The organism is Cupriavidus necator N-1 (assembly GCF_000219215.1).
Taxonomy (GTDB): Bacteria; Pseudomonadota; Gammaproteobacteria; order Burkholderiales; family Burkholderiaceae; genus Cupriavidus; species Cupriavidus necator.
On the sequence record NC_015723.1, the window covers coordinates 1,797,576 to 1,822,733 of the forward strand.

A 25,158-nucleotide genomic window follows, 5' to 3' on the forward strand; every position below is an offset into this window, starting at 1 on the left:
ACCCCTCGCCCTGCCAGCCCTGGCGCGAATGCGCGGTCGTGGTGGGGTGCAATGCCTGGCGGTTAATTGCGCTTTTTGCGTTGCGCGGCGGCCGGCGCCCCGGCCACCGCTGCGCCAGGTTCAGGACGGGTCGCCGCGCAGCATCTCGCGCAGCCGGAATTTCTGGATTTTCCCGGCGGGCGTGGCCGGCAGTGCGTCCCGCACCACGAGCTTCTCGGGGATGTACTGCAGCGCCATCTTCTGCGCCTTGAGCCAGTCCACCATCGCCGCCTGGTCGAACGCCTGGCCGGCGCGCGGCACGACAAAGGCGCAGGCGCGCTCGCCCAGCCGTTCATCCGGGTAGGCGACGATAGCCACCTGCGACACCGCGGGATGGCGGTACAGCAGGGTCTCGACCTCGAGCACGGGGATGTTCTCGCCGCCGCGGATGATCACGTCCTTGCTGCGCCCGGCGATGCGCAGGTAGCCGTGCGCATCGAGCCGCGCCAGGTCGCCGGTGTCGAACCATCCATCGGCATCGGTGCTGTTCAGATGTGGCCGCTTCAGGTAACCGCCGAAGTTGGAACACGCCCGCACCAGCAGGCGGCCGGTCTCCCCGGTGGGCACGTCGGCATCGGCGCCGTCCACCACCCTCACCTCCACGCCCGGCAGCGGGCGACCATCGGTGGTCGATGCGCGCGCGTCGGGATCGTCCGGCAGCGTGGTGGTGACCGCGCCGTTCTCCGACATGCCCCACGCCGACACGATCGTGGCGCCCAGCGCCAGGCGCGCGCTCTCCACCAGCGCGCCCGGGATCGGCGCGCCGGCGCACAGGAAGGTGCGCAGGCTTGGCACGGGCGTGCCGGACTCCGACACCACGCGGGCAAGGTCCGTCAGGAACGGTGTCGATCCCATGGTGAAGGTCACGCCTTCCTCGCGGATCAGCGCGGCCGCGCGCGCCGGGTCCCAGATGTCCTGCAGCACCGCATGCGCGCCCAGCATCACCGGCATCATCAGTCCGTACATGAAGCCAGTCTGGTGCGCCATCGGCGAGGCCATCAGCACCACATCGTCGACCGTCAGGCGCAGCCGATCGGCATAGGCAACGATATTGGAGAACAGCGTGTTGGCGCTATGCATCACGCCCTTGGGCTCGCCGGTGGTGCCGGAGGTGTAGATCAGTTGCGTGACGTCGTCAGCGCCCGGGCGGCCGCGCAGCAGGATGTCCGGCGCATCGGGCTCATCCTCCCAGCGCGGACCGCTGAGCAATGCGTCGAAGCTGTCCGCTCCAGCGCCGCCCGTGACAACGACGTGGCGCAGCGCCGGCAATACGTCGCGCAAGCCCTGCACCATCTGCGCATGCCCGAAGCCCCGGAAACCCTGCGGCACCACCATCACCTTGCTTTGCGCATGCGCCAGCATGAACGACAACTCGCGCTCGCGGAAGATCGGCATCAACGGGTTGAGCACCGCGCCCAGCCGTGCGCACGCCAGGTACAGCACCGTCAGGTGCCAGCCGTTGGGCAACTGGCAGGACACGACATCCTGCGCACCGACGCCGAGGCGGCTCAGCCCCACCGCCACCCGGTCGGCCATCCGGTCCAGCTCGGACCAGGTAAAGCGGGCCACGGTGCCGCTGTCGAGGCTTACCGCAGTCAGGGCCGGCGCGTCGGGCCGGCCGCTCACGCAGGCGGCAAGGTAGTCGTTGACGGTGCGGTCGTGCCAGTGGCCTGCCGCCACGCTGGCGGCTCGGCGGGGCGCAATCAGTACGGCGTCGAAATCCATGGCTTGTCTCCTCGTTATGCGATGCCGCGTGCGAGCGCGGCTTCAGGCCGGCACGGCTTCGCGCCCGGCGCGCCCGCGGGCAATGATGGTCTTCATGATCTGCGCGGTGCCGTCGCCGATCTGGAAGCCGAGCACATCGCGCAGCCGCTGCTCCATCACGCCGCGGTCATAGCCGCCGTGGCCGAAGGACAGCAGGCACTGGTGCACCACGTCGTAGGCCAGCTTGGGCGCCCACCACTTGCACATCGCGGCTTCGGCGGTGTGTGGCTGGCCATGGTCCTTCAGCCACAGCGTCTGCAGGCACAGCAGCCGGGCCGCGGTCACCTGGGTCTGGAAATCGGCCAGCGGGTGCGAGACCCCCTGGAAGGCCGAAAGCGGCTTGCCAAAGGCCTGCCGTTCCGCCACGTAGGCCCAGGTCTCGTCCAGCGCGGCCTGCGCCACCGCCAGCACCTGCAGGCCGATCAGCGCGCGCGAGAAGTCGAAGCCCTGCATCACCTGCACGAAGCCCTGGCCTTCCTCGCCCAGCAGGTGGCTGGCCGGCACGCGCACGTTCTCGAAGAAGATCGAGCCGCGGCCGATGGCGCGCTGGCCGTGGCAGTCGAAACGGTTGCGAGTGATGCCAGGCAGGTCCATCGGCACCAGCATGGCTGAGACGCCGCGCGCGCCGGCATCGACCGGGCCGGTGCGGGCAAAGACCACCGCGGCATCGGCTTGGTCCGCGGCGGAGATCGAAGTCTTCTCGCCATTGAGCACATAGGCGTCGCCGTCGCGCTCCATGCGCAGGCGCAGGTTGGCCGCGTCGGAGCCGCCGCGCGGCTCGGTCAGCGCGATCGCCAGCAGCGCTTCGCCGCGCGTGAGCCGCTGCAGCCACGGCCCGCCGATTTCAGGACGCGCGTGCTGTGCCAGGATCTGGCCGTTGAGCGAAGCCAGCAGGTTGATATACGACAGGCTCAGGTCGGCGCGCGCCACCGCTTCATGAATCACGCCGGCCGCGAGCGAGCCCATGCCCTGGCCGCCGCAGGCCTCGGGCAGTTCCGGCGCGATAAAGCCCATCTCGCCCATCTCGCGCATTAGCGCGCGGTCCAGCACGCGGGTCTGGTCCCGCTCCAGGTAGCCAGGCGCCACGCGCGCATCGGCAAAACGGCGCGCATGCTCCGCCAGCGCCATCAGGTCTTCGTCAAGGTAGGGGTTCATGGTTGTCTCCGCTTGGTCGGATGCCAGCGCTTATCTGGCGTACTTGCGGAAGTCGGGCTTGCGCTTTTCCTGGAAGGCCTTCACGCCCTCGCGCGATTCCTCGGTGTCGTAGTAGAGCTTGAGCGCGTACATGCCCATGCCGGCGATACCACCCTGATGCGCGGTGTCCATGTTGAACGAGCGCTTGGCGATGGCGATGGCGGTCGGGCTCTTGTCCAGGATCTCGTCGCACCACTTCTGCACTTCGGCGTCGAGCTGGTCATGCGGCACCACGGCGTTCACCAGCCCCATCGCCAGTGCCTCGGCGGCCGGGTAGCGACGGCACAGGTACCAGATCTCGCGCGCCTTTTTTTCACCGACCACGCGCGCCAGGAAGGCCGTGCCATAGCCCGGGTCGACCGAGCCCACCTTTGGCCCTACCTGACCGAACACGGCCTTTTCAGAGGCGATGGTGAAATCGCAGATCGTGCACAGCACGTTGCCGCCGCCGATGGCAAAGCCCTGCACCCGCGCGATCACCGGCTTGGGCACGTCGCGGATGGCGTTGTGCAGTTCTTCCATCGGCAAGCCGATGGTGCCGCGGCCGTCGTACTGCCCTTCATGCGCGGACTGGTCGCCGCCGGTGCTGAACGCCTTGTCGCCGGCACCCGCCAGCACGATGGCACCGATCTCGCGGTCGTAGCCGGCGCGGTTGATGGCGTGGATCAGCTCGTCGCAGGTGCGGCCGCGGAAGGCGTTCATCTTTTCCGGGCGGTTGATGGTGATCCAGGCGGCGCCGTTGCGCACTTCGTACAGGATGTCTTCGTATTGCATGGTGGTCTCCGTTTTCTGGTGTTTGCTTGCTCAGCCGTTCATGGTCAGGCCGCCCGACACGCTCAGCACCTGGCCGGTGATAAAGCCGGCGTCGTCGCTGGCAAAGAACAGCACCGCGCCGGGCAGGTCGTCGGGCTGGCCGATGCGGCCCAGCGGGATCGAGCGGGTAAAGGCCTCGACCAGCTTCTCGGGGTTGCCCGCGCCCTGCTTGTAGTCTTCGAACAGCGCGGTCTCGGTCGGCCCCGGGCACACCACGTTGACGGTGATGCCGTGGCGAGCGTGTTCGCGGGCAATCGTCTTGGAGAACGACACCAGCCCGCCCTTGCACGCGGCATAGACCGCTTCGCCGGACGAACCCACGCGCGCGGCGTCGGAGGCGATATTGATGATGCGGCCGCGCTTGCGCTCGATCATGCCGGGCAGCACCGCGTGGTGCATGTGCAGCGCGCCGGTCAGGTTGATGGCGATCAGCCGCTCCCATTGCGCGGGCTCGGTCTTGATGAACGGCTTGAACACATCCCAGCCGGCGTTGTTGACCAGCACGTCCACCGGGCCCAGGCCCTGCTCCACCGCCGCCACCGCGGCATCCACGCTGGCGCGCTCGGTGATATCGCAGCGAAGGGCCAGCGCGCGCCCGCCAGCCTCTCGGATCTGGCCGGCGACGCGCTCGGCCGCTTCCGGGTTCAGGTCGAGCACGCCCACCACCGCCCCGGCGCGCGCAAAGCGCAAACAGGTTGCGCCGCCGATACCTCCGCCACCACCGGTCACGATGACCGTCTTGCCTTCAAGTCCTTGCACAGCGTTCTCCTTTCAGGATTCCGGTGCTATCGTGCCGGCCATGGCGCCGTCACATCGCACCACCAAATAGGTAAATATGTTTACCTATAATAGGAGGTAGCCGCTGCCTACGCAAGACGCCAACACTGTGGAAAAGACTATGGTTAACCCGGAATCAGGGGCAGATTTCTCGACAAACGCACGCATGGAACTGGCCAACCGGCTTTTCTTCCGGCTGTACCAATGCGCAAATATGTTGCATAAAACGGGATCGCGAGCCGTCGAGGCAGAGGGCCTGACGACGCAGCAGTGGGCCGTGCTCGGCGCGTTGTCGCGCCCGGAAGCCGCTGATGGCATGAGCGTGGGCGACCTGGCCCGCTACCTGATGGTGAGCCGGCAGAACCTGTCAGGACTGGTCAGCCGGATGGAACGCGACGGCCACGTCACGCTGGCCCCGGACGGCCGCGACCGCCGCTCACGGTTGATCCGGATGAGCGAGCCGGGACGGGAGGTCTGGCTGCACCAGGCGCAGCCGAAGATCCGGGCTTATTACGAGCAGGCGCTGACGGGGTTTTCTACCAATGACCTGACGCACACACTGCATTACCTGCTCAAGTTGCTGGATAACATGCGCGCGCTTGACACGCCCGACAGCGCGGACGGTGGCAGTCCACAGGACTGAGCCGCACGCAGTATCGCAACTGAAACACACCGGCCGGCCGGAACAGCCGGCCGCGAGCCCGCGGCCCGCATCCTGGCCTGCCGCGCCGACTGGCGCGCAATATGCGTTGGCATGAAGTTGCTCAGACGTCGCGAGCATCAACGGCGAAGCGCCATGCCATTCGCGCCTCGCCACGCCCCGAAGCCCTGAACCACTGCCCCGGCCGTTTGCGCCGTGCACACCGCCGGGACGGCGACCAATCCAACCATAACCGGAGGTCCCGCCATGACCCGCTACATCGTGCTAGCCAGCTTCACCGACCAGGGCATCCGCACTGTCAAGGACACCACCAAGCGCGCCGCCGCGGTGCGCGAGATGGGGGCGCGCCTGGGCGTGCAGATGAAAGACATCTACTGGACGCTGGGCGAATACGACATCGTGCTCACCGTCGAAGCGCCCGACGACGAGACCATGACCAGCTTCGGGCTGACCATCGGCGCGGCCGGCAACGTACGCACCCAAACCCTGCGCGCCTTCAACAGCGACGAGATGCAGGGCATTCTCGGCAAGATGGGCTGACCCCTGCCCCAGAAACGCACAACGCCCGCCGGGGCCATCCCGGCGGGCGTTGTTGTTTGCCGAGCGCAGCCCGCCAGCTCAGAACCCTTCCAGCACCAGCTTGCCGATGGTCCGCCCGCCTTCCAGCATGGCGTGCGCGCGCCGCAGGTTCTCCGCGTTGATGCTCCCCAGGTTCTCGCCCAGCGTGGTCTGCAGGCGGCCGGCATCGACCAGCCGCGCGACCTCGTTAAGCAGACGATGCTGCGCGACCATGTCGGGCGTGCTGAACATGGCGCGCGTGAACATGAATTCCCAGACGAAGGTGGCGCTCTTGTTCTTGAGCAATTCCACCGGCAACGGCCGCGTATTCGAGACGATCGTGCAGATCTTGCCCTGCGGGGCGACCAGTTCAGTCATCGCCGCGAAATGGCCGTCGATATCGTTGAAGCAGAGGATGTAGTCGACCTCGGCAAAACCCAGCGCCTTCAACTGCGCCGGCAGGTCGCCACGATGGTCAACGGTATGGTCGGCGCCAAGGCGGCGGCACCATTCCTGCGACTCGGGCCGCGACGCGGTGGCGATCACGGTCAGCCCGGCCAGCACCTTGGCCAACTGGATGCCGATCGAGCCCACGCCGCCCGCGCCGCCGATGATCAGCACCGAGCTGCCGGCGTGATCCCCCTTGGGCGAAATGCCCAGCCGGTCGAACAGAGCCTCCCAGGCGGTGATCGCCGTCAGCGGCAGCGCCGCCGCGTTGGCGAAATCCAGCGAGGCGGGCTTGTGGCCGACGATGCGCTCATCGACCAGGTGGAATTCGGCGTTGGCACCGGACCGCGTGATGCTGCCCGCGTAGTAGACCGGGTCGCCGACCTTGAACAGGGTCACCTCCGGCCCCACCGCCGCCACAGTGCCGGCCGCGTCCCAGCCCAGCACGCGCGGCGTGGGCTCTACCTGCGCCTTGGGCGCGCGCACCTTGGTGTCGACCGGGTTGACCGAGACGGCCTCAACCTTCACCAGCAGGTCGCGGCCGCCGGGGCTGGGCATGTCGATCTCCACGTCCTGCAGCGAACGCGGGTCGGAGATGGGCAGGTACTGGGTCAGGCCGATGGCTTTCATGGCGGGCTCCGGGATGTGTAGGGAATGATCTGAAGCGTAGCCCGTCACGATTGATTTGATTAGCTGAAAACTACAACAATCAATTTCCCGAAATTCAGGATAATCACCCAACAAAAAGGGCCGCCTGCGCTACCCGCGCAGACGGCCCCGTCAGGTCTTGCCGTTGCCCTACACCGCCAGGATCTGCCCGCCGCCGTAGCTCGACTGCTCCGGCGCCTCGCCGCCCAGAGCCATCTTCACCGCGCAGTACTTGAACTCCGGGATCTTGCCGAAGGGGTCCAGCGCCGCATTGGTCAGCTTGTTGATCGCCGCCTCGTAATAGCAGAACGGCACGAACACCGCCCCGCGCGGCGTGCCGGCGTCGGCCCGCGCGTACAGCGTGACTTCGCCGCGGCGCGATGCCAGCGTGACCACGTCGCCCGGCTTGCCGCCCAGCGCGTCCAGGTCCAGCGGGTGCACCAGCGCCACGGGGTCGGGCTCGATCGCATCGAGCACGCCGGCGCGCCGCGTCATGCTGCCGGTGTGCCAGTGCTCGAGCTGGCGGCCGGTGATCAGCACCATCGGGTAGTCGACATCGGGCCGCTCGGCCGCCGGGATGATATCGGCCGGCACAAAGCGCCCACGGCCGGTCTCGGTCGGGAAGCTGTCGATAAAGATCACCGGTTCGCCCGGGTCGCCCTCTTCCTTGCACGGATAAGTCACAGCATGTTCGCGCTCCAGCCGCTCCCAGGTCACGCCGCCGATGCTGGGCATGGCCTGGCGCATCTCATCGAAGACCTCGGCCACGCCGTCGTAGTGCCAGTCCAGCCCCAGTTGCTCCGCCATCTGCTGGATGATCCACAGGTCCTGGCGCGCCTGCCCCGGCGGGTTCAGCGCCTGGCGGCCGAGCTGAACGGTGCGGTCGGTGTTGGTGAAGGTGCCGGTCTTCTCCGGGAAGGCCGAGGCCGGCAGCACCACGTCGGCCAGGTAGGCGGTCTCGGTCAGGAAGATGTCCTGCACCACCAGGTGGTCGAGCGAGGCCAGCGCCTCGCGCGCGTGCTCGGCGTCGGGATCGGACATGGCCGGGTTCTCACCCATGATGTACATGCCGCGCACCTCGCCGCGCTCGATCGCCTGCATCACTTCGACTACGGTCAGGCCGGGCTGGCGGTCCAGCGGCATGCCCCACAGCGCCTCGAAGCTGGCGATCGCCACGGGATCGTCCACGCGGCGGTAGTCCGGGTACATCATCGGGATCAGTCCGGCGTCGGACGCGCCCTGCACGTTGTTCTGGCCGCGCAGCGGATGCAGGCCGGTGCCGGGGCGGCCGATCTGGCCGGTCATCAGCGCCAGCGCGATCAGGCAGCGCGCGTTGTCGGTGCCGTGCACGTGCTGCGACACGCCCATGCCCCACAGGATCATCGAGGCCTTGGACGTGGCATACAGACGCGCGACCTCGCGGATGACCTCGGCCTCGATGCCGCACACTGGCGCCATCAGTTCCGGGCTGTACGCCGCGACATTGCGCTGCAGCTCGTCAAAGCCGATGGTGCGGCTGTCGATGAAGTCCTGGTTCACCAGGCCCTCGGTGACGATGACATGCATCATCGCGTTGAGCAGCGCCACGTCGGCATCGGGCTTGAACTGCATGAAGCGATGGGCAAAGCGCGCCAGGTCCGAGCGGCGCGGATCGGCCACGATCAGCTTGGTGCCGTTCTTCACCGCATTCTTGATCCAGCTGGCCGCGACCGGGTGGTTCACGGTCGGGTTGGCGCCGATCACGATCACCACCTCGGCCTTGTCGACATCCATCACCGGGTTCGACACCGCGCCCGAGCCGATCCCCTCCAGCAGCGCCGCCACCGACGAGGCATGGCACAGCCGCGTGCAGTGGTCGACGTTGTTGCTGCCAAACCCGGTGCGCACCAGCTTCTGGAACAGGTAGGCCTCTTCATTGCTGCCCTTGGCCGAGCCAAACCCTGCCAGCGCGCGCTTGCCGTGGGTGTCGCGGATCTGCGCGAGCTTGCCGCCGGCCAGCGCCAGGGCCTCTTCCCAGGTGGCCTCGCGGAACACGTCCATGACGTGGTCCGGATCCATGACGAAATCGCCCTGCTTGGGCACGCCTTCGCGGCGCACCAGCGGCACCGTCAGGCGCTGCGGATGCTGCACGTAGTCAAAGCCGTAGCGGCCTTTCACGCACAGCCGCTCGTGGTTGGCCGGGCCATCGCGCCCTTCCACGAACAGGATACGGTTGTCCTTGATGTTGTAGGTCAGCTGGCAGCCCACGCCACAGTACGGGCAGACCGAGTCCACCTGCTTGTCCGGCACCGCCAGCGCGGCGTCGCGCGCGGGCATCAGCGCGCCGGTCGGGCAGGCCTGCACGCATTCGCCGCAGGCCACGCAGGTCGACGCACCCATCGGGTCGTCCATGTCGAACACGATGCGGGCTTCGTCGCCGCGCAGCGCCAGGCCGATCACGTCGTTGACCTGCTCGTCGCGGCAGGCGCGCAGGCAGCGCGTGCACTGGATGCACGCATCCAGGTTGACGGCGATGGCCGGGTGCGACAAATCCGCCGCCACGCGTTCGCGCGGGGCAAAGCGGGGCTTGCCGACTTCCAGCTTCGCGGCCCACTGGTCCAGTTCGTTGTGGCGGGTGAAGTCAGTCTCGGGCATGTCCGACTGCAGCAGTTCCAGCACGGTGCGCTGCGCACGCAGGGCGCGCTCGGACTCGGTCTGTACCTGCATCCCTTCCGCGGGAAAACGGCAGCAGGACGGGGCCAGCACGCGCTCGCCCTGGATTTCGACCATGCAGGCGCGGCAGTTGCCAGCCGGCTCGAGGCCATCCTTGTAGCACAGGTGCGGGACGTCGAAGCCTTCGCGCTGGGCCACCTTGAGCAGGCTTTCGCCGGGTTGCGCGCTCACTTCGCGGCCGTTGAGCATGAAGGTGACGGCTGGCTCGGCGGATTCGACAAGCGCGCGTTCGGCGCGGGTCAGTGCATTCATGTCAGTCTCTCAGGCCAGTTCGTGCGGGAAGTACTTGATGACGCAGTCGACCGGATTGGGCGCGGCTTGCCCCAGCCCGCAGATCGATGCATCGCGCATCACCGCGGACAGGTCATCCAGCGCCGACAGGTCCCACTTGGGCTGGCGGATCAGGTCGAGCGCCTTGGCGGTGCCGGTGCGGCACGGTGTGCATTGCCCGCAGGACTCGTGCTTGAAGAAGTGCATCAGGTTGCGCGCTGCCTGCGTGGCGCTGTCCTGGTCGGACAGGATCACCACCGCGGCCGAGCCGATAAAGCAGCCGTAGGGCTGCAGCGTGTCGAAGTCCAGCGGGATATTGCCCATCGATGCTGGCAGGATGCCGCCAGAGGCGCCACCCGGCAGGTAACCGTAGAACGCATGGCCGTCAAGCATGCCGCCGCAGTATTCGTCGATCAGTTCGCGCACCGTGATACCCGCCGGCGCCAGATGCACGCCGGGCCGTTTCACCCGGCCGGAGACCGAGAACGAACGCAGCCCCTTGCGGCCGTTGCGCCCCTGCGAGGCAAACCACTCGGCGCCCTTCTCGATGATGTCGCGCACCCAGTACAGGGTCTCGAAGTTGTGCTCCAGCGTGGGCCGGCCGAACAGGCCCACCTCCGCCACATAGGGCGGGCGCAGCCGCGGCATGCCGCGCTTGCCTTCGATCGACTCGATCATGGCCGACTCTTCGCCGCAGATATAGGCGCCCGCGCCGCGGCGCAGTTCGATCGTCGGCAAGCCGGGGATTGGCGGGTCTTGCTGCAGCCGCCGCAGTTCTTCGGCCAGCAGCGCGCGGCAGCCAGCGTATTCGTCGCGCAGGTAGATATAGATCGCTGACACGTTGACCACCGTCGCCGCGATCAGCATGCCCTCCAGAAACCGGTGCGGATCGCGCTCCAGGTAGACGCGGTCCTTGAAGGTGCCGGGCTCGCCCTCGTCGATGTTGACGGCCATCAGCCGGGGCGCGGGCTCGTTCTGCACGATGCGCCACTTGCGCCCGGTCGGGAAGCCCGCGCCGCCCAGCCCGCGCAGGCCGGAGTCCTCCATCGTGCACAGCACGGCGGCCGGTTCCAGGTCGCCGCTGGCGAGGAACTTCAGCAAGGTATAGCCGCCGTCCTTCTGGTAAGCGTCGTAGCCGATATAAGGCTCGGGCGCATGGCGCACGGCCTTTGCCTGCACGGCGGCGTCGATGGCCTCGGCCGTGGCAGCATCGACCGGATTCTGCCCGACCAGCGCCGCGGGCGCCTTTTCGCAGCGGCCGATGCAGGGCGCGGCCACCACGCGCACTTCAGTGCCGAGCACCGCGGGCAGCTTGTCGATCAGCGCCTGCGCGCCCGCCAGCTCGCAGGCAATGCCTTCGCATACGCGCACGGTCAGCGCCGGCGACGGCGCGATCTGGCCGTCGGCGTCCTCGCGCACCACGTCGAAGTGGTGGTAGAAGGTGGCGACTTCATAGACCTCGGTCATCGACAGCCGCAGTTCGCTGGCCAGCGCCACCAGGTGCGGCATCGCCAACTGGCCGTAGCGGTCGTTGATGCAGTGCAGGTGTTCGATCAGCAGGTCGCGCCGGCGGGGCATGTCGCCCAGCGCCACGCGCACTTCGGCCAGCGCGGCCGCGTCTACCTGCCTGCCCTTGGGCTGGCGGCGCTTGCGCTGCCGGCCGAGCCCCGTCGCCTCGAGTGGAATGACAACCTGGTTCATGGCGTGCCTGGATTCTGTTTGTGGGGTTCCGATGTGCAATCAGGAAGGCGCCCGGCGGGCCGCCCTCCTGTCGCGCTTTGTAGTTGTCGTATTGTGCTACCGGGCGCGGCGTCTGTGCAGGCATCGCAGCCGCCACGTCCGGGTCCTGCCGGCGCCGGGGGGCGCCGTACTGCTTTCTTTATCAGGTCAGGTCTTCCGGCACGGTACGGTAGCCCATCGGTGCCGAGGCATTGGCATGCACATATTTACGGGCATGCGCCTCGCGCATCGGCTTGAGCACGAACAGCGCCATTACCGCGGTCAATGCCGCCATGGCGGAGGCCACCATGAAGACCGCATGCCAGCTGCCCGTGACAGTGGTGATCACGCTGGAGAACGGCACCAGCAGCGCGGCCGTGCCCTTGGCGGTGTACAGCAGGCCCGCGTTGGTGGCGGCAAACTTCGGCCCGAAGGTGTCGCCGCAGGTGGCAGGGAACAGGCTGTAGATCTCACCCCAAGCAAAGAACACCACGCCTGTCAGCACCACGAAGGCAACCGGATGGTGGCCGTACTTGGACAGCAGCAGGATGCCGATGGCCTCGACCCCGAAGGCAAAGAACATTGTGCGTTCACGGCCGATATGATCGGAGATCCAGCCGAAGAACGGGCGCGTCAGGCCATTGAGCACGCGGTCGATGGTCAGTGCGAAGGTCAGCGCCGGCAAGGTCAGGCCGAGGATCGAGATCGGGGCGTCGTGCAGGCCGAAGTCCTTGGCGATCGGGCCGAGCTGGGCGGTGGCCATGAGGCCGCCGGCGGCCATCATCACGAACATCGCGTACATGACCCAGAAGATCGGCGACTTCAGCACCTCGCGCGGCGAAGCATTGTAGGTTGCGGCAGCCTTCAGCGTGGACTTGACCTCGCTCAGGATCTTGGCCGACGGCGGGTACAAGGCCATGCCCAGGATGAACACGATCAGGCCCTGGCCAAGACCGAACCACAGGAACGCGGCCTCATAGCCCGAAGTCTTGATCATGTTGGCAATGGGCACCACGGTCAGCGCGGAGCCCGCACCGAAACCGGCTGCGGTAATCCCCGCTGCCAGGCCCCGGCGATTGGGAAACCATTTCAGCGCGTTGCCCACGCAGGTGCCATACACCGCGCCCGCGCCAAGGCCGCCGATCGCCGCCGCGAAGTAAAGCATGGGCAGCGAGGACGCCACCGAGTTCAGGGCCCACGCAATCGCGCACAGCAGGCCACCGCCCACCACCACCGGGCGCGGGCCGTACTTGTCGACCAGGTAGCCTTCAATCGGCACCAGCCAGGTTTCCGTCACGACGAAGATGGTGAAGGCCACCTGGATCGCGGTGCGGCCCCAGTGGTACTTGTCGTCGATCGGGTTGACGAACAGCGTCCAGCCGTATTGCATGTTGGCGATCATCGCCATGCAGATCACGCCGAATACCAGTTGCACCCACGGCGACGCAAAGCGCGACGTGGACTCCCTCTGCTGCAATTCCATGATGTCTCCTTATAGCGGCTTGCCGCCAAGGTGGAAGATGGGCGCCTGTAGACGCCTCTGCGTGACTCTCAGTCAAAGAACAGCTGAGCCGTTCTAGTGCTATACGGTATGTGATATATCAGGTAAGTCAAGCGTATTCGTCGCGGCCCTGCAGCATGAGACCGCGGCGAGCGACACCTGGCTGGCCGTTGCTGCAGTGCGACTGGTGCGCACACTGCATCAATGGCCGGTCCGACAGCATCCGGAGTCGTTGGAAATCAAGCAGTTGCCATGCATCGGCGCATCAATCCGCCGACTGCTGGCACCCGCAAGAATGCCGGGGATCGCGCGTGGGAAAAACCGGGAAAACGATGAGTTGGGGAAAGTCCCTAGATGCATACATTAATGTATTGCACCGCATGTATGGCCTTGGGAACGATGCCTGAGGAGGCGCTGCAGGCACGGCAGGGAGCTGCCGGATTGGGAAAGGCGGCGCAAGCAAGGGTTGCGCGGGGCGATCGCTAGTAGCGATCGGGAGGAAGGTGGTGGCGGCCGCAGGTTCGCGCGGAACCCTGCCCTGGCTCGCGGCGAATGCCGCAGGTCAGGAATCAACCGAGGTACTGCCACAAGGGATGCCGGCCGCTACAACCCTTGCCAGATGCGCTGTTCAGCGCGAAAGGCGCATGGCCCCTGCGCGCATTACGCGTAAGCCAGTTCACCGGCAGCGGGCACGATGCGCGACGGGCTGGCACGGCCCACGCCATCGCTTTCCTGGTTCGAGCCCAGGCCGGCGAAGCGACCATGCTCCTGCGCGGTCACCAGCACGTCCATCGGCAGGCGCGTGGCCAGCAGCGTGGTCACGCCGACACCGGCAGCAATCAGGCCCAGGCCAAGAGCGAAGAGAAGAGCGACTTCCATTTGAAAACTCCAATAGCGTTGTGGTCAGGAGTTTTCATTATATGCTGCGCTGCACTATGTGTAAATATCCTGTATGTGATATATCAGTAGAAGTTTTGCACTAATACAACGAAAGCCGCCCCAATGCCCCCAGAAGAGCCGATGGCCTCACACCGTGGTCGTTTCACGACGCGCCACCGGTGGCTCCTGATACTCCTGGCCACGCAAGGCATCCCAGATTGCCGCGGCATTGGGCTTGAGCGAACGGCTCTTGCGCCGAACCAGCATCACCGTGGAAGTCACCTGCGGACGCAGCGGCCGCATCACTGCCGCCGGATTCATGCCGCCAACCTGGGCACGCGACGGCACCACGCCGATCCCGAGGCCCAGCGCCACCATGCCGAACACCGCCGCAAAGTGCCCAAGCAACTGCAGCGAGCCCGCACGCACGTGATAGCTGCTGAGCGCCTTCTCCACCGCGGGCTGCATGCCGCACTGCTGGTCCAGGGCCAGCACGCGGGCATCGCTCAGGTCGCCCCACCCTACCGCTTCGCGCATGGCCAGCGGATGCTGGGCGGGCAGGACGGCATGGTAGGCATCGACGCACAGCGGTTCACAATAGAGGTCATCGCTTGGCTGCGGATCGGTGGCAATGCCGAAGTCCACCTCGCCGCTGCGCACGCTTTGCAGCACCGACTCCTGCGAGCGGTCCTTCAGGTGAATGGCAATCGCCGGCCACGCTTGCCGGCAGCCGGCCAGCCACGTCGGCACCGACATCGAGCTGAGCACCGGATCCGAGGCGATCTGCACCAGGCCCTGGCACGGACGGCTGGCGCTCTGGCTGTCGCGCAAGGTCTGCTCCACCTCTTCGATCAGGTGGCAGATGCGCTGCGACAGGTGCTGGCCGGCATCAGTCAGTTCCACCTGGCGCGTGGTACGGTCGAACAGGCGCTGGTCGATCTCATCTTCCAGCTCACGCACGCTGCGGCTGACCGCGGATTGCGTCAGGCCCAGTTCAACCGAGGCACGCGTAAAGCTCTTGTGCCGCGCTACCGCGGCGAAGGCCTTCAGTTGGGGGAGCGAGATATTCATGACCTGCCCCCCTGCCCAGCACCGGCGTGGCTGAGACGGAGCCTGTCTTCAGGCATGGCGGGGTGTCGCGTTGCACGCACCATTGCGTTCAGTCCGGTCACGGTAGTCTCCTTGTGTTTTTTTGTCGTGGCTGTAGGCAGCCATCGTTGTTATCGGCCATGCTTGTGGCCATTGGCGGACTCCTGGCGCAAGCCGGAGGGCCGGATTCGGGGGGCATGCCAATCCGACGATTGATGCTACTTGAATCTAAGATCAGCACTGCATAAAGTTTTTTATCGTTTATATAGTCAATCGCTTATATATCGCACGGGACGAGGATGAGGAACGCCACGCTGCGGCAACTGAAGGTCTTTGAGACCGTTGCCCGCCATATGAGCTTTTCACGCGCTGCCGAGGAACTGCACCTGACCCAGCCCGCGGTATCGACCCAGGTGCGGCAGCTGGAGCACCATGTGGGGCTGCCCCTGTTCGAGCAGTTGGGCAAGAAGATCTACCTGACCCCGGCTGGCCATGAGATGCTGCATTACAGCCGCAGCATCATCCAGCAGTTCCGCGAGGCCGAAGACGCCATGTCCCAGCTCAAGGGCATCTCCGGCGGCCGGCTCAACGTGGCGGTGATCAGCGCCGGCGACTATTTCTTTCCGCGCCTGCTGGCCGAGTTCATGAACCGCCATGAAGGCGTGACGCTGAACCTTGCCGTGCATAACCGCGAGGAATTGCTGCACCAGCTGGCCGGCAACCTGACCGACCTGGCGGTGATGGTGCGTCCGCCCGAAGGCATGGACACCATCAACGAGGTCTTCGCCCCGCACCCCTATGTCATCGTGGCTGCGCCCACCCACCCGCTGGTGGGCCAGCGCAATATCCCGCTGGCGGCGCTGACTGACGAAGCCTTCGTTTCACGCGAGAAAGGCTCGGATACCTGGAATTCGATGCAGGAAGGCTTTGCTGGAAAGCTGTCCAATATGCGCATTGCGATGGAGATCAAAAGCACGGAAACCATCAAGCAGGCGGTGATCGCCAACATGGGCATCGCCTTCCTGTCGGCGCATACGGTGGGGCTGGAGCTGCAGGCCGGCAAGCTCGCGGTGCTGGACATCGAGGGCTTCCCGGTCATGCTCAACTGGTACGTGGTGCACCGCAAGAACAAGCGGCTGCCGCCGGTAGCGCTCGCTTTCAAGCAGTTCCTGATGGAAGACGGCGCGGCACTGATCCAGCGCATCACCGGCGTGGAAGGTTTGATCAGCCAGAATGCATAAACGATTGATTATGGTTTTGCTATGAAACTTTAATTATCGTAAATCATTCCGGGTCCCTATGCTTGTCTCAACCCAACCGCTACCGCGCATTTCAGGAGACGAGCATGAACCAGGTCCAACAGGAAAGCCGCCAAGCTGCCGTCACGGTCGGCACCGATAACCAACCCATTCCGCGCGACACCCAGCTCGCCGCCTACAACGCCGCGTTTATCGAGTTGGGCCTGCGCTTCCGCTGGGACGCCGAGATGTATGAATGGCTGTGCGGCATCGAATGCGAGAAGGCGCGCGTGGCCCGCTATATCGAAGAACACCACGCGCACCTGCTGGCCGCCTATGACGCCGCCTTTCTGAGCGCGCTGATCTTCGAGAAGAAGAACGAATACCTGCGCGCGGTCGGTCATCTCAACTGAGGGGGCCGGTCAGTTCACGGCGAGGCGCGCGAGCGGCCTCGCTTTTTTGCCTGGCCCGCATGTCCCTCAGGCGAGGTCACCATGCCTGCGCACCGCGCAGTCGTCGTAAGATTCGGCATCAACACTCACGCGCCCGGCGCTTGCCCGGCTTGCCACCCGTTTCATGCCGACCCGACGCACCGACGAAGAATTTGCCCACGAACTGACCCGGCTGCTGAGCACCGAAGGCGTGTCGTCGCTGACCATCGGCGAGATTGCCCAACGCATGCGCTGCTCGCGGCGGCGCCTGTACGAAATCGCGCCGACCAAGGAAGCGCTGTTCGTCGGCATCTGCCGCGACGTGCTTGCTGACAACCTGGAAAGGGGCTTTGCCGCGGCGCACCGCGAAAGCGATGCGGCGCGGGCAGTGTCCGCCTACCTGCATGCCGCGCTCCACACATCGGGACTGAGCAAGGCGGCGCTTGCGGACCTAGATGCGATCGACAGCGGCCGGGCGGTATTCGACGACTACCAACTGGCGCGCGTGCGCGGGCTGGAAAGCCTGTTGGACGCAGGCATGCGGCAAGGGCTGATGGCGCAGCACAATCCGCGGCTGGTTTCCGAAGCGATCCTGGGCGCCGCGTACCGGCTGCGCAACCAGCAGTTCCTGAAGGAAACCGGCCTGAAGATGGGCGATGCCTTCAGCGAGTTCTACGAGATCATCCTAAACGGCCTGCTGTGCCGGCCCGAAGCCGGCGCCGGCACCTCTTAGCCGCGCGCCGGCGCGCGGGTCGGCCGGATTGCGTTGAAACGCAAGCGGATTGCCATGGTGGCCTCCTCCATGATTGTTGGTCCGGGCAGGCCGCCGGCCCGCTTGCGGGACCGTGCGGCATGCGGTGAGCGCACTCAGGCCACCTGCCGCTCCTGGCCGCCCCAGTAGCAGCCGCGGATGGCCTTGCGGTCGATCTTGCCCAGCGCGGTCAGCGGCAACTCATCCACGAACACGACCTGCTTGGGCGCGTTGACCACGCCCTTGTACTGCGTTACGTGGCCGATCACGTCGGCCTCGGTGAGCGTGCCACCGGGCCGCGTCACCACCACGGCGATGACCGCTTCGCCCCACTTGGGGTCGGGGATGCCGATCACCGCGGACATGGCGATGGCCGGGTGCAGCGCCAGGCAATGCTCCACCTCGCTCGGGTACACGTTGAAGCCGCCGCTGATGATCATGTCCTTGGCGCGGTCGACGATGTACAGGAATCCCTCGCTGTCGCAACGGGCCATGTCGCCGGTATGCAGCCAGTCGCCGGCAAAGACCTTGGCGTCTTCCGCGGGCCGGTTCAGGTAGCCCTCCATCACCAGCGGACCGCGCACGCACAGCTCGCCCACCTCGCCCGGCGCGACTTCACGCAGGTCGGGGTCGAGCAGCTTGACCTGGTTGCCCGGGATCACCTTGCCGCACGAGCGCAGGCGCTCGGGGTTGTCCGGATCGTGGTCGCGCTGGCTCAGGTAGCTGATGCACATCGGCACTTCCGCCTGGCCGTACACCTGCCCAAACACCGGGCCGATGCGGCGCAGCGCGTCAGCGAGGCGCACCGGCGCGATCGGCGCCGCGCCGTAGAGCACCAGTTCCAGGCTGGACAGGTCGGCCGCGTCCAGCCCGTCGCAATCGAGCAGGCCATAGATCTGCGTGGGAACCAGGAAGGTCAGGTTGATCCGTTGTTCGGCCACGCGGCGCAGGAAATCGGCGGGACTGAACTTGTCGCACAGGTAAATGGTGCCGCCACGCAGCAGCGTCGGCAGGAACAGGCTGCCGGACGCGTGCGAGATCGGCGTGGTCACCAGGTAGCGGATCTGCTCCGGCCATTCGTAGCTGGCCAGCATGTACTGCAGCACCGTTACCGTGGTCCGGTGCGTATGCAGGATGCCCTTGGAACGGCCGGTGGTGCCGCCGGTATAGGCCAGCCGGCTGATTTCCGTGGGGTCGTCGCCTGGGACCACGGGCGAGCCATCGAACGCAGCCGCCGCACTGGCCAGGCCAGGCCCGAACTCGCCATCGTCCAGCGGCAGGACCTGCAGGCCGGCGCCGGCCGCCAGCACGCGCGCCCGCTCGGTGAAGCGGGCGTTGTCCACCACCAGCGCCCGCACCCCGGCATCCTGCAGCACGAAGGCGTGATCCGCTTCCGATGCCATCGGATGCAGCGACACGTTCTTCAGCCCGGCCAGCTGCGCGGCGATGATGGCGGCGACCGCTTCGGCGCGGTTGCCCACCAGGAAGGCCACGGCATCCTGGCGCGCCAGCCCGCGGGCGGCAAACAGCCGCGCGACGCGCGCGCACTGCTGCGCGAGCGCCTCATAGCTCAGCGTGGTGTCGTCGCCGACGATGGCGGGCACGCCGGGCCGGGCGCGCAGCGCGGCCGCATAAAGCTGGCCCACCGTTGCGCCGCCGTGGACCATCGCAGCGGCCGAAGCTTGACGGGTCATGTTGTCTCCTCGGATCTGTTTTTGTCAGGACTCCCAATGTAGGAGGCATTCGGTACTCAGTCAACAAATCTGGTACCGTAAAAACCAGAATCGGCCACGCCAAAGCGGCGCTGGAAGCGCACGCCGGCCACCTATTCGGGAAAACTCGGGGGACAAACGAGACCTGCGCGGCCGTCCTGGCCAGGCCGCCGCGCTAACAGGAAACGGCCAGGACAGGGCCTGGCCACCGGGCCGCCGCGCTGAGCGGCTGGCCCGGGATCACGGGGAAGGCACGCGCCTCAGGCCTGTTCCTTGACCTGGTTTTCCAGTTCCACCAGCCGCTTCTTCAGCGCCCGCTCCTCCTGGAAGCGCACGGTCTCGTCGCGGATCACGGCGACGATGCCGGTGATGGCGCCCGCGTCATCCTTGAGCAGCGCCACGGTGAAGGCGATTGACATGGACTTGCCGTCCTTGTCGACCGCGGGCACCTTGAGCAGGTCGTGGCCGTAGCGTGTGATGCCCGTCGCCATGGTCTTGTCATAGCCCTCCCAGTGCCGCCCACGCAGGCGCTCAGGGATGATCAGGTCGAGCGACTGGCCCATGGCCTCGGCCTGGGTAAAGCCGAACATGCGCTCGGCGGCGGGGTTCCATAGCGTGATGGCGCCCTTGGCATCGGAGATGATGATGGCGTCGCCGATGGCGGACACCAGTTGCGCGTAGTCGATCTGGTCTGTCATGGGGATTCCCTCGTTATTACCAGGGCCGGTCGGCGCCGGCCTGTCATGGCCATCAAGGTAGCGTGCCTCATGGCCAAGCTGCAAGCAAAAACGCCGGGGCCCGCTATGCGCGAGACCCCGGCGTACGCTCCGGCACAAGTGCCGGCGGGCAGCGTCAGATCACCTGGGACTCGCGCAGGCGCTTGATGTCGTCCGCACCGTAGCCCAGGCCGGCCAGCACTTCATCGCTATGCTCGCCCAGCAGCGGCGACCCGGTGATTTCCGGCTTCATGTCGGAGAACTTGATCGGGCTGCCCACCGTCAGGTAGGTGCCGCGCTCCTTGTGCGGCACCTCGGTGATGCTGCCGCTGGCGCGCAGCGACGGATCATCGGCGATTTCCTTCATCGACAGCACCGGCGAGCACGGGATGTCGAACTTGCGCAGGATGTCCACGGCCTCGTACTTGGTCTTGTCGGCCAGCCATTCCTCGATGGTGTTGAAGATATCGAAGATATGCGGCTGGCGTGCCTTGGCGGTGGCGTAGTTGGGATCTGAAATCCATTCCGGCTTGCCCAGCGCCTTGCAGATCGGCTCCCAGGCATGGCCCTGGATGGTGAAGTAGATATAGGCGTTGGGGTCGGTCTCCCAGCCCTTGCACTTCAGCACCCAGCCCGGCTGGCCGCCGCCGCCCGCGTTGCCGCCGCGCGGCACCACGTCGCTGAAGCTGCCATGCGGATACTGCGGGTACTCTTCCAGGTAGCCCAGGCGGTCCAGGCGCTGCTGGTCGCGCAGCTTGACGCGGCACAGGTTCAGCACCGCATCCTGCATCGACACCGCCACCTTCTGGCCCTTGCCGGTCTTGTCGCGGCCGATCAGCGCGGTCAGGATGCCGATGGCCAGGTGCATGCCGGTGTTGGAATCGCCCAGCGCCGCGGCGGATACCGTCGGCGGGCCGTCCCAAAAACCAGTGGTCGAAGCCGCGCCGCCGGCGCACTGGGCCACGTTCTCATAGACCTTCAGGTCTTCATAGTGGTGGCCGTCGCTGAAGCCCTTGACCGAAGCCACGATCATCTTGGGGTTCAGTTCGTTGATGCGCTCCCACGAGAAGCCCATGCGGTCCAGCGCGCCCGGGCCGAAGTTCTCGACCAGCACGTCCGATTCGCGGATCAGCTGCTCCAGGATCTTCTTGCCTTCCGGCTTCTTGGTATCCAGCGTCAGGCTGCGCTTGTTGGAGTTGAGCATGGTGAAGTACAGCGCATCGACATCCGGGATGTCGCGCAGCTGGGTGCGCGTGACATCGCCGGAACCGGGGCGCTCGACCTTGATCACGTCGGCGCCGAACCAAGCGAGAAGCTGCGTGCAGGCGGGCCCGGCCTGGACGTGCGTGAAGTCGATGATCTTGATGCCGTTGAGCGGGAGGTTCACTTTCGTTCTCCTATTGGATCAGAGGGGTGAAATTCGGGTGAATTACTTCTTGGCCGAGCTTTGCGGATTCAGATTGGTCAGACGACCGCTTTCGGTGCCAGCAGCCGGATCGATGACAGCGTTGACCAGCGTGGGCTTGCCCGAGCGCAGGGCTTCGTTCACCGCAGCTTCGAGTTCCGCCGGCGTGGTGACGTTGTGACCGACGCCACCGAACGCTTCCATCATCTTGTCGTAGCGGGCGCCCGGGACGAATGTCGTGACCGCCGGATCCTTGCCGCCGGTCGGATTCACGTCGATGCCCTTGTAGACGCCGTTGTTGTTGAAAATGACGATGCAGACCGGCAGGTTGTAACGGCAGATCGTCTCGACTTCCATGCCAGAGAAACCGAACGCACTGTCACCGCACAGCGCCAGCACCGGCTTGTTGGTCTCGACCGCCGCGGCGACCGCGTAGCCCATGCCCACGCCCATCACGCCCCAGGTGCCCACGTCCAGGCGCTTGCGCGGCTCGTACATGTCGATCACCGCACGGGCGTAGTCCAGCGTGTTGGCGCCTTCGTTGACAAACGAGATGCCCGGATTGGCCTTGACGACATCCTTCAGCACGCCCAGCGCGCCGTGGAAGTTCATCGGCGAGACATCCTTGGACTTGGCCAGGGTCTCGGCCATCTTCGCCAGGTTCGTGTCCCTGCGGTCGGCCACCGCGTTCAGCCACTCGGCACCCGGCTTGGCAAAGTCATCGCCGACCTTATCGAGGATCGCCGACACGCACGAACCAATGTCACCCACTACCGGCGCGGCGATGGCGACGTTGCTGTCCATCTCGGTCGCCGCGATGTCGATCTGGATGAACTGCTTCGGCTTGCCCCAGGTCTTGCCCTTGCCGTGCGACAGCAGCCAATTCAGGCGGGCGCCGACCAGCAACACCACGTCAGCTTCAGCCAGCACATACGAGCGTGCGGCCGAGGCCGATTGCGGGTGCGTATCGGGCAGCAGGCCCTTGGCCATCGACATCGGCAGGTACGGAATGCCCGTCTTCTCGACCAGCGTGCGGATATCCGCTTCGGCGCGTGCGTACGCGGCACCCTTGCCCAGCAGGATCAGCGGGCGCTTGGCGCTCTTCAGCAGCGCGACGGCACGGTCGACCGAGTCCGGTGCAGGCAGTTGGCGCGGGGCCGGATCCACCACCTTGATCAGCGACTTGCGGCCCTTCTCGGCTTCCATCGACTGGCCCAGCAGCTTGGCCGGCAGGTCCAGGTACACACCGCCCGGACGGCCCGACACGGCGGCACGAATGGCACGCGCGATCCCGACACCAATGTCTTCAGCGTGCAGCACGCGGAAGGCAGCCTTGGCGTGCGGACGGGCGATGGCCAGCTGGTCCATCTCTTCGTAGTCACCCTGCTGCAAATCGACGATCTCGCGCTCGCTCGAGCCGCTGATCAGGATCATCGGGAAGCAGTTGGTGGTCGCATGCGCCAGCGCCGTCAGCCCGTTCAGGAAGCCAGGCGCAGACACGGTCAGGCAGACGCCCGGCTTTTGCGTGAGAAAGCCCGCAATCGCTGCTGCGTTGCCTGCGTTCTGCTCGTGACGGAAGCTGATGACGCGCATGCCGTTGGCCTGCGCCAGACGAGCCAGATCGGTGACCGGAATGCCCGGCAGGCCGTAGATGTTTTCGATGCCATTCAGCTTCAGCGCGTCGATAACCAGATGAAAACCATCGGTTTGTGCCTGATGTTCTTCCGCGGCGTGACGCTGCAACTCGTTTCCGACTTCTGCCATGGTTGCTTCCTTCTATGCAAATTGACTGGGGTTGGAGTTCTCTTATTTCAGGGTGTCTTCCGCGGTGGTGCTCCCGACCCGCTTGGCTGCGACGACTTCGGACATGTCTTGGTCTCCTCGTTGAATTCTTTTCGGGGCGGGGGCTCTCTCGCCTTCTCGCCCTTCACTGTTGCTACACGTTTGCCTTGCGGCGCCCGATCGTTTCCTCTGCTCTTGATGACATACGGTATGTGATATATCAGAACGACGCAAGAGGAATTTCCACTAGTTCTTCAAGTTTCGTCGGTGCAGTGCAGCAATCTTGCAGGTAACTACGGCTAAGTCAGCGCAATTCCTGAAAGGACGCTATTCATGCGCAATCGGCACAGATTTCCGGGCCATGTCGAAGCCTGCGATCTCAGCTGGATTACGCATACAGATATATTACATACCAAAATTCCAGCGACTTTCCGGCCCTCTGGAACACATTGCCACGCACTGGCGTCCTCCGCGAACACCAGCGCGTCCATTAATAGAAATGATCTGACCTCACTCCGAAGCCCGGCAGACTTCGCCGGGCTCCCCTATCCTTCAGCCTGGGATTACTCCCCCTGACGCGGCGACATGCCAGCCAGGAACGCGGCGTCGGACACGCGCACTGCCTCGGCATGCCCGGTGATAAAGCGCTTGCGCATGGGCGCCAGGAACACCTTGGCCGAGATCCCCGCCGCAATCGTCACCACCGCCGCCACCGAGAACACGGCTCCCCAGCCACCATAGGCCGACAGGATCGATGCCAGCGGCACCACCATCGCCGCCGTGCCCTTCGCCGTGTACAGGGTGCCCGCATTGGCCGCCGCGAACTTGCTGCCGAAGGTATCGGCGCACAAGGCCGGGAAGATCGAGAAGATCTCGCCCCAGAACAGGAAGGTCAGCGCCGCGAAGAACATGAACCAGTACGGGTTGTGCCCCATCTGCATCAGCCCGAGCAGCGCCAGACCTTCGCCGATGAAGATCACGAACATGGTGTTCTCGCGCCCGAACCGGTCCGACAGGAAGCCGCACAAGGGCCGCGTAAAGCCATTGCACAAGTTGTCGATCGACAAGGTCATGGTCAGCAGCGGCAGCGTCATGCCCAGCATCGTCACCGGCATCGAGGCGAAGCCGAAGTCCTTGGCGATGGGCCCGAGCTGGGCCGTCGCCATGATCCCGCCCGCTGCCACGGCCACGAAGCAGACGTAGATCAGCCAGAACACCGGCGTCTTCACCATTTGCCCCGGCGAGAACTCGACCGGATTGGTCAGCACCGCCTTGGCCGCCACCGCGCCCTTGGGCGCCTTGGGCTTCACCAGCAGCAGTGCCAGCACGAAGATGCACACGCCCTGCAGGATGCCGAAGGTCAGGAAGGCCTTTTCATAGCCCGAGCTCTGGATCATGTTGGCGATGGGGATCACCGTGATGGCCGAGCCGGCACCGAAACCCGCCGCCGTCAGCCCCGCTGCCAGGCCGCGCTTGTCCGGGAACCACTTCAGCGCGTTGCCGACGCAGGTCCCGTAGACGCCGCCCGCGCCGATGCCGGCAATCACCGCGGCCGCATACAGTTCCGGCAGCGTGGTCGCATAGGAATTCATCACCCAGGCCAGTCCCGCACAGATGGCCCCGCCCGCCACCACCGGGCGCGGGCCGAACTTGTCCACCAGCCAGCCTTCCAGCGGCACCAGCCAGGTTTCAGTCACGATAAAAATGGAAAATGCCACCTGGATAGCGGACGCGCCCCAGTGATGCTTGGCGTCCATCGGTGACACGAAGAGGGTCCAGCCGTACTGCAAGTTCGCCACCAGCCCCATGCACACCACGCCGATTGCAAGCTGGATCCAACGGTTCTGCAGCCCGCGGCCGTTCACGTTGCCGTGACCGGCCGAGGCCGATGCTTCAAATTGCGCCATCTGTCTTGTCTCCTGGTACCGTTTGTTTGTGCCTCGACGGGCACATCAGGGCTTTGTGGGTTGCCCTTCTCACATCTAGACCGGCGCCTGGCATTGCGGCACATGAAGTCGTGGATTCATGCTACCTGAAGCTTAATTTGACAGG

At 65.7% G+C, this 25,158-nt stretch carries 20 protein-coding genes; 5 read left to right on the forward strand and 15 right to left on the reverse strand.

Annotated features, from left to right (window positions below):
- Positions 1 to 120 precede the first annotated feature (120 nt).
- Genes aliA through badH form a run of 4 tightly spaced genes read right to left on the reverse strand, consistent with a single transcriptional unit; the run spans position 121 to position 4,569 of the window.
- Entirely contained in the window at positions 121 to 1,764 is a 1,644-nt protein-coding gene (gene aliA, locus CNE_RS26205) for a cyclohexanecarboxylate-CoA ligase (protein ID WP_013953313.1), read from the reverse strand.
- A 42-nt stretch (positions 1,765 to 1,806) separates the two neighbouring features.
- Positions 1,807 to 2,958: a cyclohexanecarboxyl-CoA dehydrogenase gene (gene aliB / locus CNE_RS26210; protein ID WP_013953314.1), complete on the reverse strand. Its 1,152-nt coding sequence runs from the start codon at positions 2,956 to 2,958 to the stop codon at positions 1,807 to 1,809.
- Between the two features lie 30 nt (positions 2,959 to 2,988).
- A complete protein-coding gene (badI, locus tag CNE_RS26215; RefSeq protein WP_013953315.1) occupies positions 2,989 to 3,771 on the reverse strand; it encodes a 2-ketocyclohexanecarboxyl-CoA hydrolase in 783 nt (260 codons plus the stop codon).
- A gap of 30 nt (positions 3,772 to 3,801) precedes the next feature.
- Entirely contained in the window at positions 3,802 to 4,569 is a 768-nt protein-coding gene (gene badH / locus CNE_RS26220; protein WP_013953316.1) for a 2-hydroxycyclohexanecarboxyl-CoA dehydrogenase, read from the reverse strand.
- Positions 4,570 to 4,708: 139 nt separating this feature from the next.
- Here badH and CNE_RS26225 point away from each other — a divergent pair, with 139 nt between their 5' ends.
- Both CNE_RS26225 and CNE_RS26230 read left to right on the forward strand, forming a co-directional pair.
- A complete protein-coding gene (locus CNE_RS26225; RefSeq protein ID WP_013953317.1) occupies positions 4,709 to 5,230 on the forward strand; it encodes a MarR family winged helix-turn-helix transcriptional regulator in 522 nt (173 codons plus the stop codon).
- A gap of 264 nt (positions 5,231 to 5,494) precedes the next feature.
- Entirely contained in the window at positions 5,495 to 5,788 is a 294-nt protein-coding gene (locus CNE_RS26230; protein WP_013953318.1) for a GYD domain-containing protein, read from the forward strand.
- Between the two features lie 78 nt (positions 5,789 to 5,866).
- On the opposite strand, the gene CNE_RS26235 is transcribed toward CNE_RS26230, so the two are convergent.
- The 6 genes from CNE_RS26235 to CNE_RS26260 form a co-directional block, all read right to left on the reverse strand.
- A complete protein-coding gene (locus CNE_RS26235; RefSeq protein WP_013953319.1) occupies positions 5,867 to 6,883 on the reverse strand; it encodes a zinc-binding alcohol dehydrogenase family protein in 1,017 nt (338 codons plus the stop codon).
- Between the two features lie 168 nt (positions 6,884 to 7,051).
- A complete protein-coding gene (fdhF, locus tag CNE_RS26240; RefSeq protein ID WP_013953320.1) occupies positions 7,052 to 9,865 on the reverse strand; it encodes a formate dehydrogenase subunit alpha in 2,814 nt (937 codons plus the stop codon).
- A gap of 9 nt (positions 9,866 to 9,874) precedes the next feature.
- Positions 9,875 to 11,584: an NADH-ubiquinone oxidoreductase-F iron-sulfur binding region domain-containing protein gene (locus CNE_RS26245; protein ID WP_013953321.1), complete on the reverse strand. Its 1,710-nt coding sequence runs from the start codon at positions 11,582 to 11,584 to the stop codon at positions 9,875 to 9,877.
- Between the two features lie 181 nt (positions 11,585 to 11,765).
- Positions 11,766 to 13,085 (reverse strand): oxalate/formate MFS antiporter, encoded by a 1,320-nt coding sequence (oxlT, locus tag CNE_RS26250; protein WP_013953322.1) that lies wholly within the window; start codon positions 13,083 to 13,085, stop codon positions 11,766 to 11,768.
- A gap of 678 nt (positions 13,086 to 13,763) precedes the next feature.
- Positions 13,764 to 13,982 carry a hypothetical protein gene (locus tag CNE_RS26255; protein WP_013953323.1) on the reverse strand — a complete coding sequence of 73 codons (219 nt, stop codon included), beginning with the start codon at positions 13,980 to 13,982 and terminating at the stop codon, positions 13,764 to 13,766.
- Positions 13,983 to 14,129: 147 nt separating this feature from the next.
- Positions 14,130 to 15,053 carry a LysR family transcriptional regulator gene (locus CNE_RS26260; protein ID WP_013953324.1) on the reverse strand — a complete coding sequence of 308 codons (924 nt, stop codon included), beginning with the start codon at positions 15,051 to 15,053 and terminating at the stop codon, positions 14,130 to 14,132.
- A 317-nt stretch (positions 15,054 to 15,370) separates the two neighbouring features.
- Here CNE_RS26260 and CNE_RS26265 point away from each other — a divergent pair, with 317 nt between their 5' ends.
- From CNE_RS26265 to CNE_RS26275, 3 genes are all read left to right on the forward strand, one after another.
- Positions 15,371 to 16,312, forward strand: a complete 942-nt coding sequence (locus CNE_RS26265; protein WP_013953325.1) for a LysR family transcriptional regulator — start codon at positions 15,371 to 15,373, stop codon at positions 16,310 to 16,312.
- Positions 16,313 to 16,416: 104 nt separating this feature from the next.
- Positions 16,417 to 16,722 carry an HAD family hydrolase gene (locus tag CNE_RS26270; RefSeq protein ID WP_013953326.1) on the forward strand — a complete coding sequence of 102 codons (306 nt, stop codon included), beginning with the start codon at positions 16,417 to 16,419 and terminating at the stop codon, positions 16,720 to 16,722.
- A gap of 163 nt (positions 16,723 to 16,885) precedes the next feature.
- Positions 16,886 to 17,473 (forward strand): TetR/AcrR family transcriptional regulator, encoded by a 588-nt coding sequence (locus CNE_RS26275; protein ID WP_013953327.1) that lies wholly within the window; start codon positions 16,886 to 16,888, stop codon positions 17,471 to 17,473.
- A 134-nt stretch (positions 17,474 to 17,607) separates the two neighbouring features.
- Here the strand turns inward: CNE_RS26275 and CNE_RS26280 are convergent, their stop codons facing one another.
- The 5 genes from CNE_RS26280 to oxlT (CNE_RS26300) all read right to left on the reverse strand — a co-directional run bounded on the left by CNE_RS26280 (position 17,608) and on the right by oxlT (CNE_RS26300) (position 25,013).
- Positions 17,608 to 19,185, reverse strand: coding sequence for an AMP-binding protein (locus CNE_RS26280; RefSeq protein WP_013953328.1), 1,578 nt, complete (start codon positions 19,183 to 19,185; stop codon positions 17,608 to 17,610).
- Positions 19,186 to 19,463: 278 nt separating this feature from the next.
- Positions 19,464 to 19,901 carry a PAS domain-containing protein gene (locus CNE_RS26285; protein WP_013953329.1) on the reverse strand — a complete coding sequence of 146 codons (438 nt, stop codon included), beginning with the start codon at positions 19,899 to 19,901 and terminating at the stop codon, positions 19,464 to 19,466.
- A 154-nt stretch (positions 19,902 to 20,055) separates the two neighbouring features.
- On the reverse strand, positions 20,056 to 21,306 hold the full coding sequence (gene frc / locus CNE_RS26290) for a formyl-CoA transferase (RefSeq protein WP_013953330.1): 1,251 nt from the start codon (positions 21,304 to 21,306) through the stop codon (positions 20,056 to 20,058).
- Positions 21,307 to 21,348: 42 nt separating this feature from the next.
- The gene (gene oxc / locus CNE_RS26295; protein ID WP_013953331.1) at positions 21,349 to 23,088 is read right to left on the reverse strand and encodes an oxalyl-CoA decarboxylase; all 1,740 of its coding nucleotides are present in this window, start codon (positions 23,086 to 23,088) and stop codon (positions 21,349 to 21,351) included.
- Positions 23,089 to 23,669: 581 nt separating this feature from the next.
- Positions 23,670 to 25,013 (reverse strand): oxalate/formate MFS antiporter, encoded by a 1,344-nt coding sequence (gene oxlT, locus CNE_RS26300; protein WP_013953332.1) that lies wholly within the window; start codon positions 25,011 to 25,013, stop codon positions 23,670 to 23,672.
- Positions 25,014 to 25,158 lie beyond the last annotated feature (145 nt).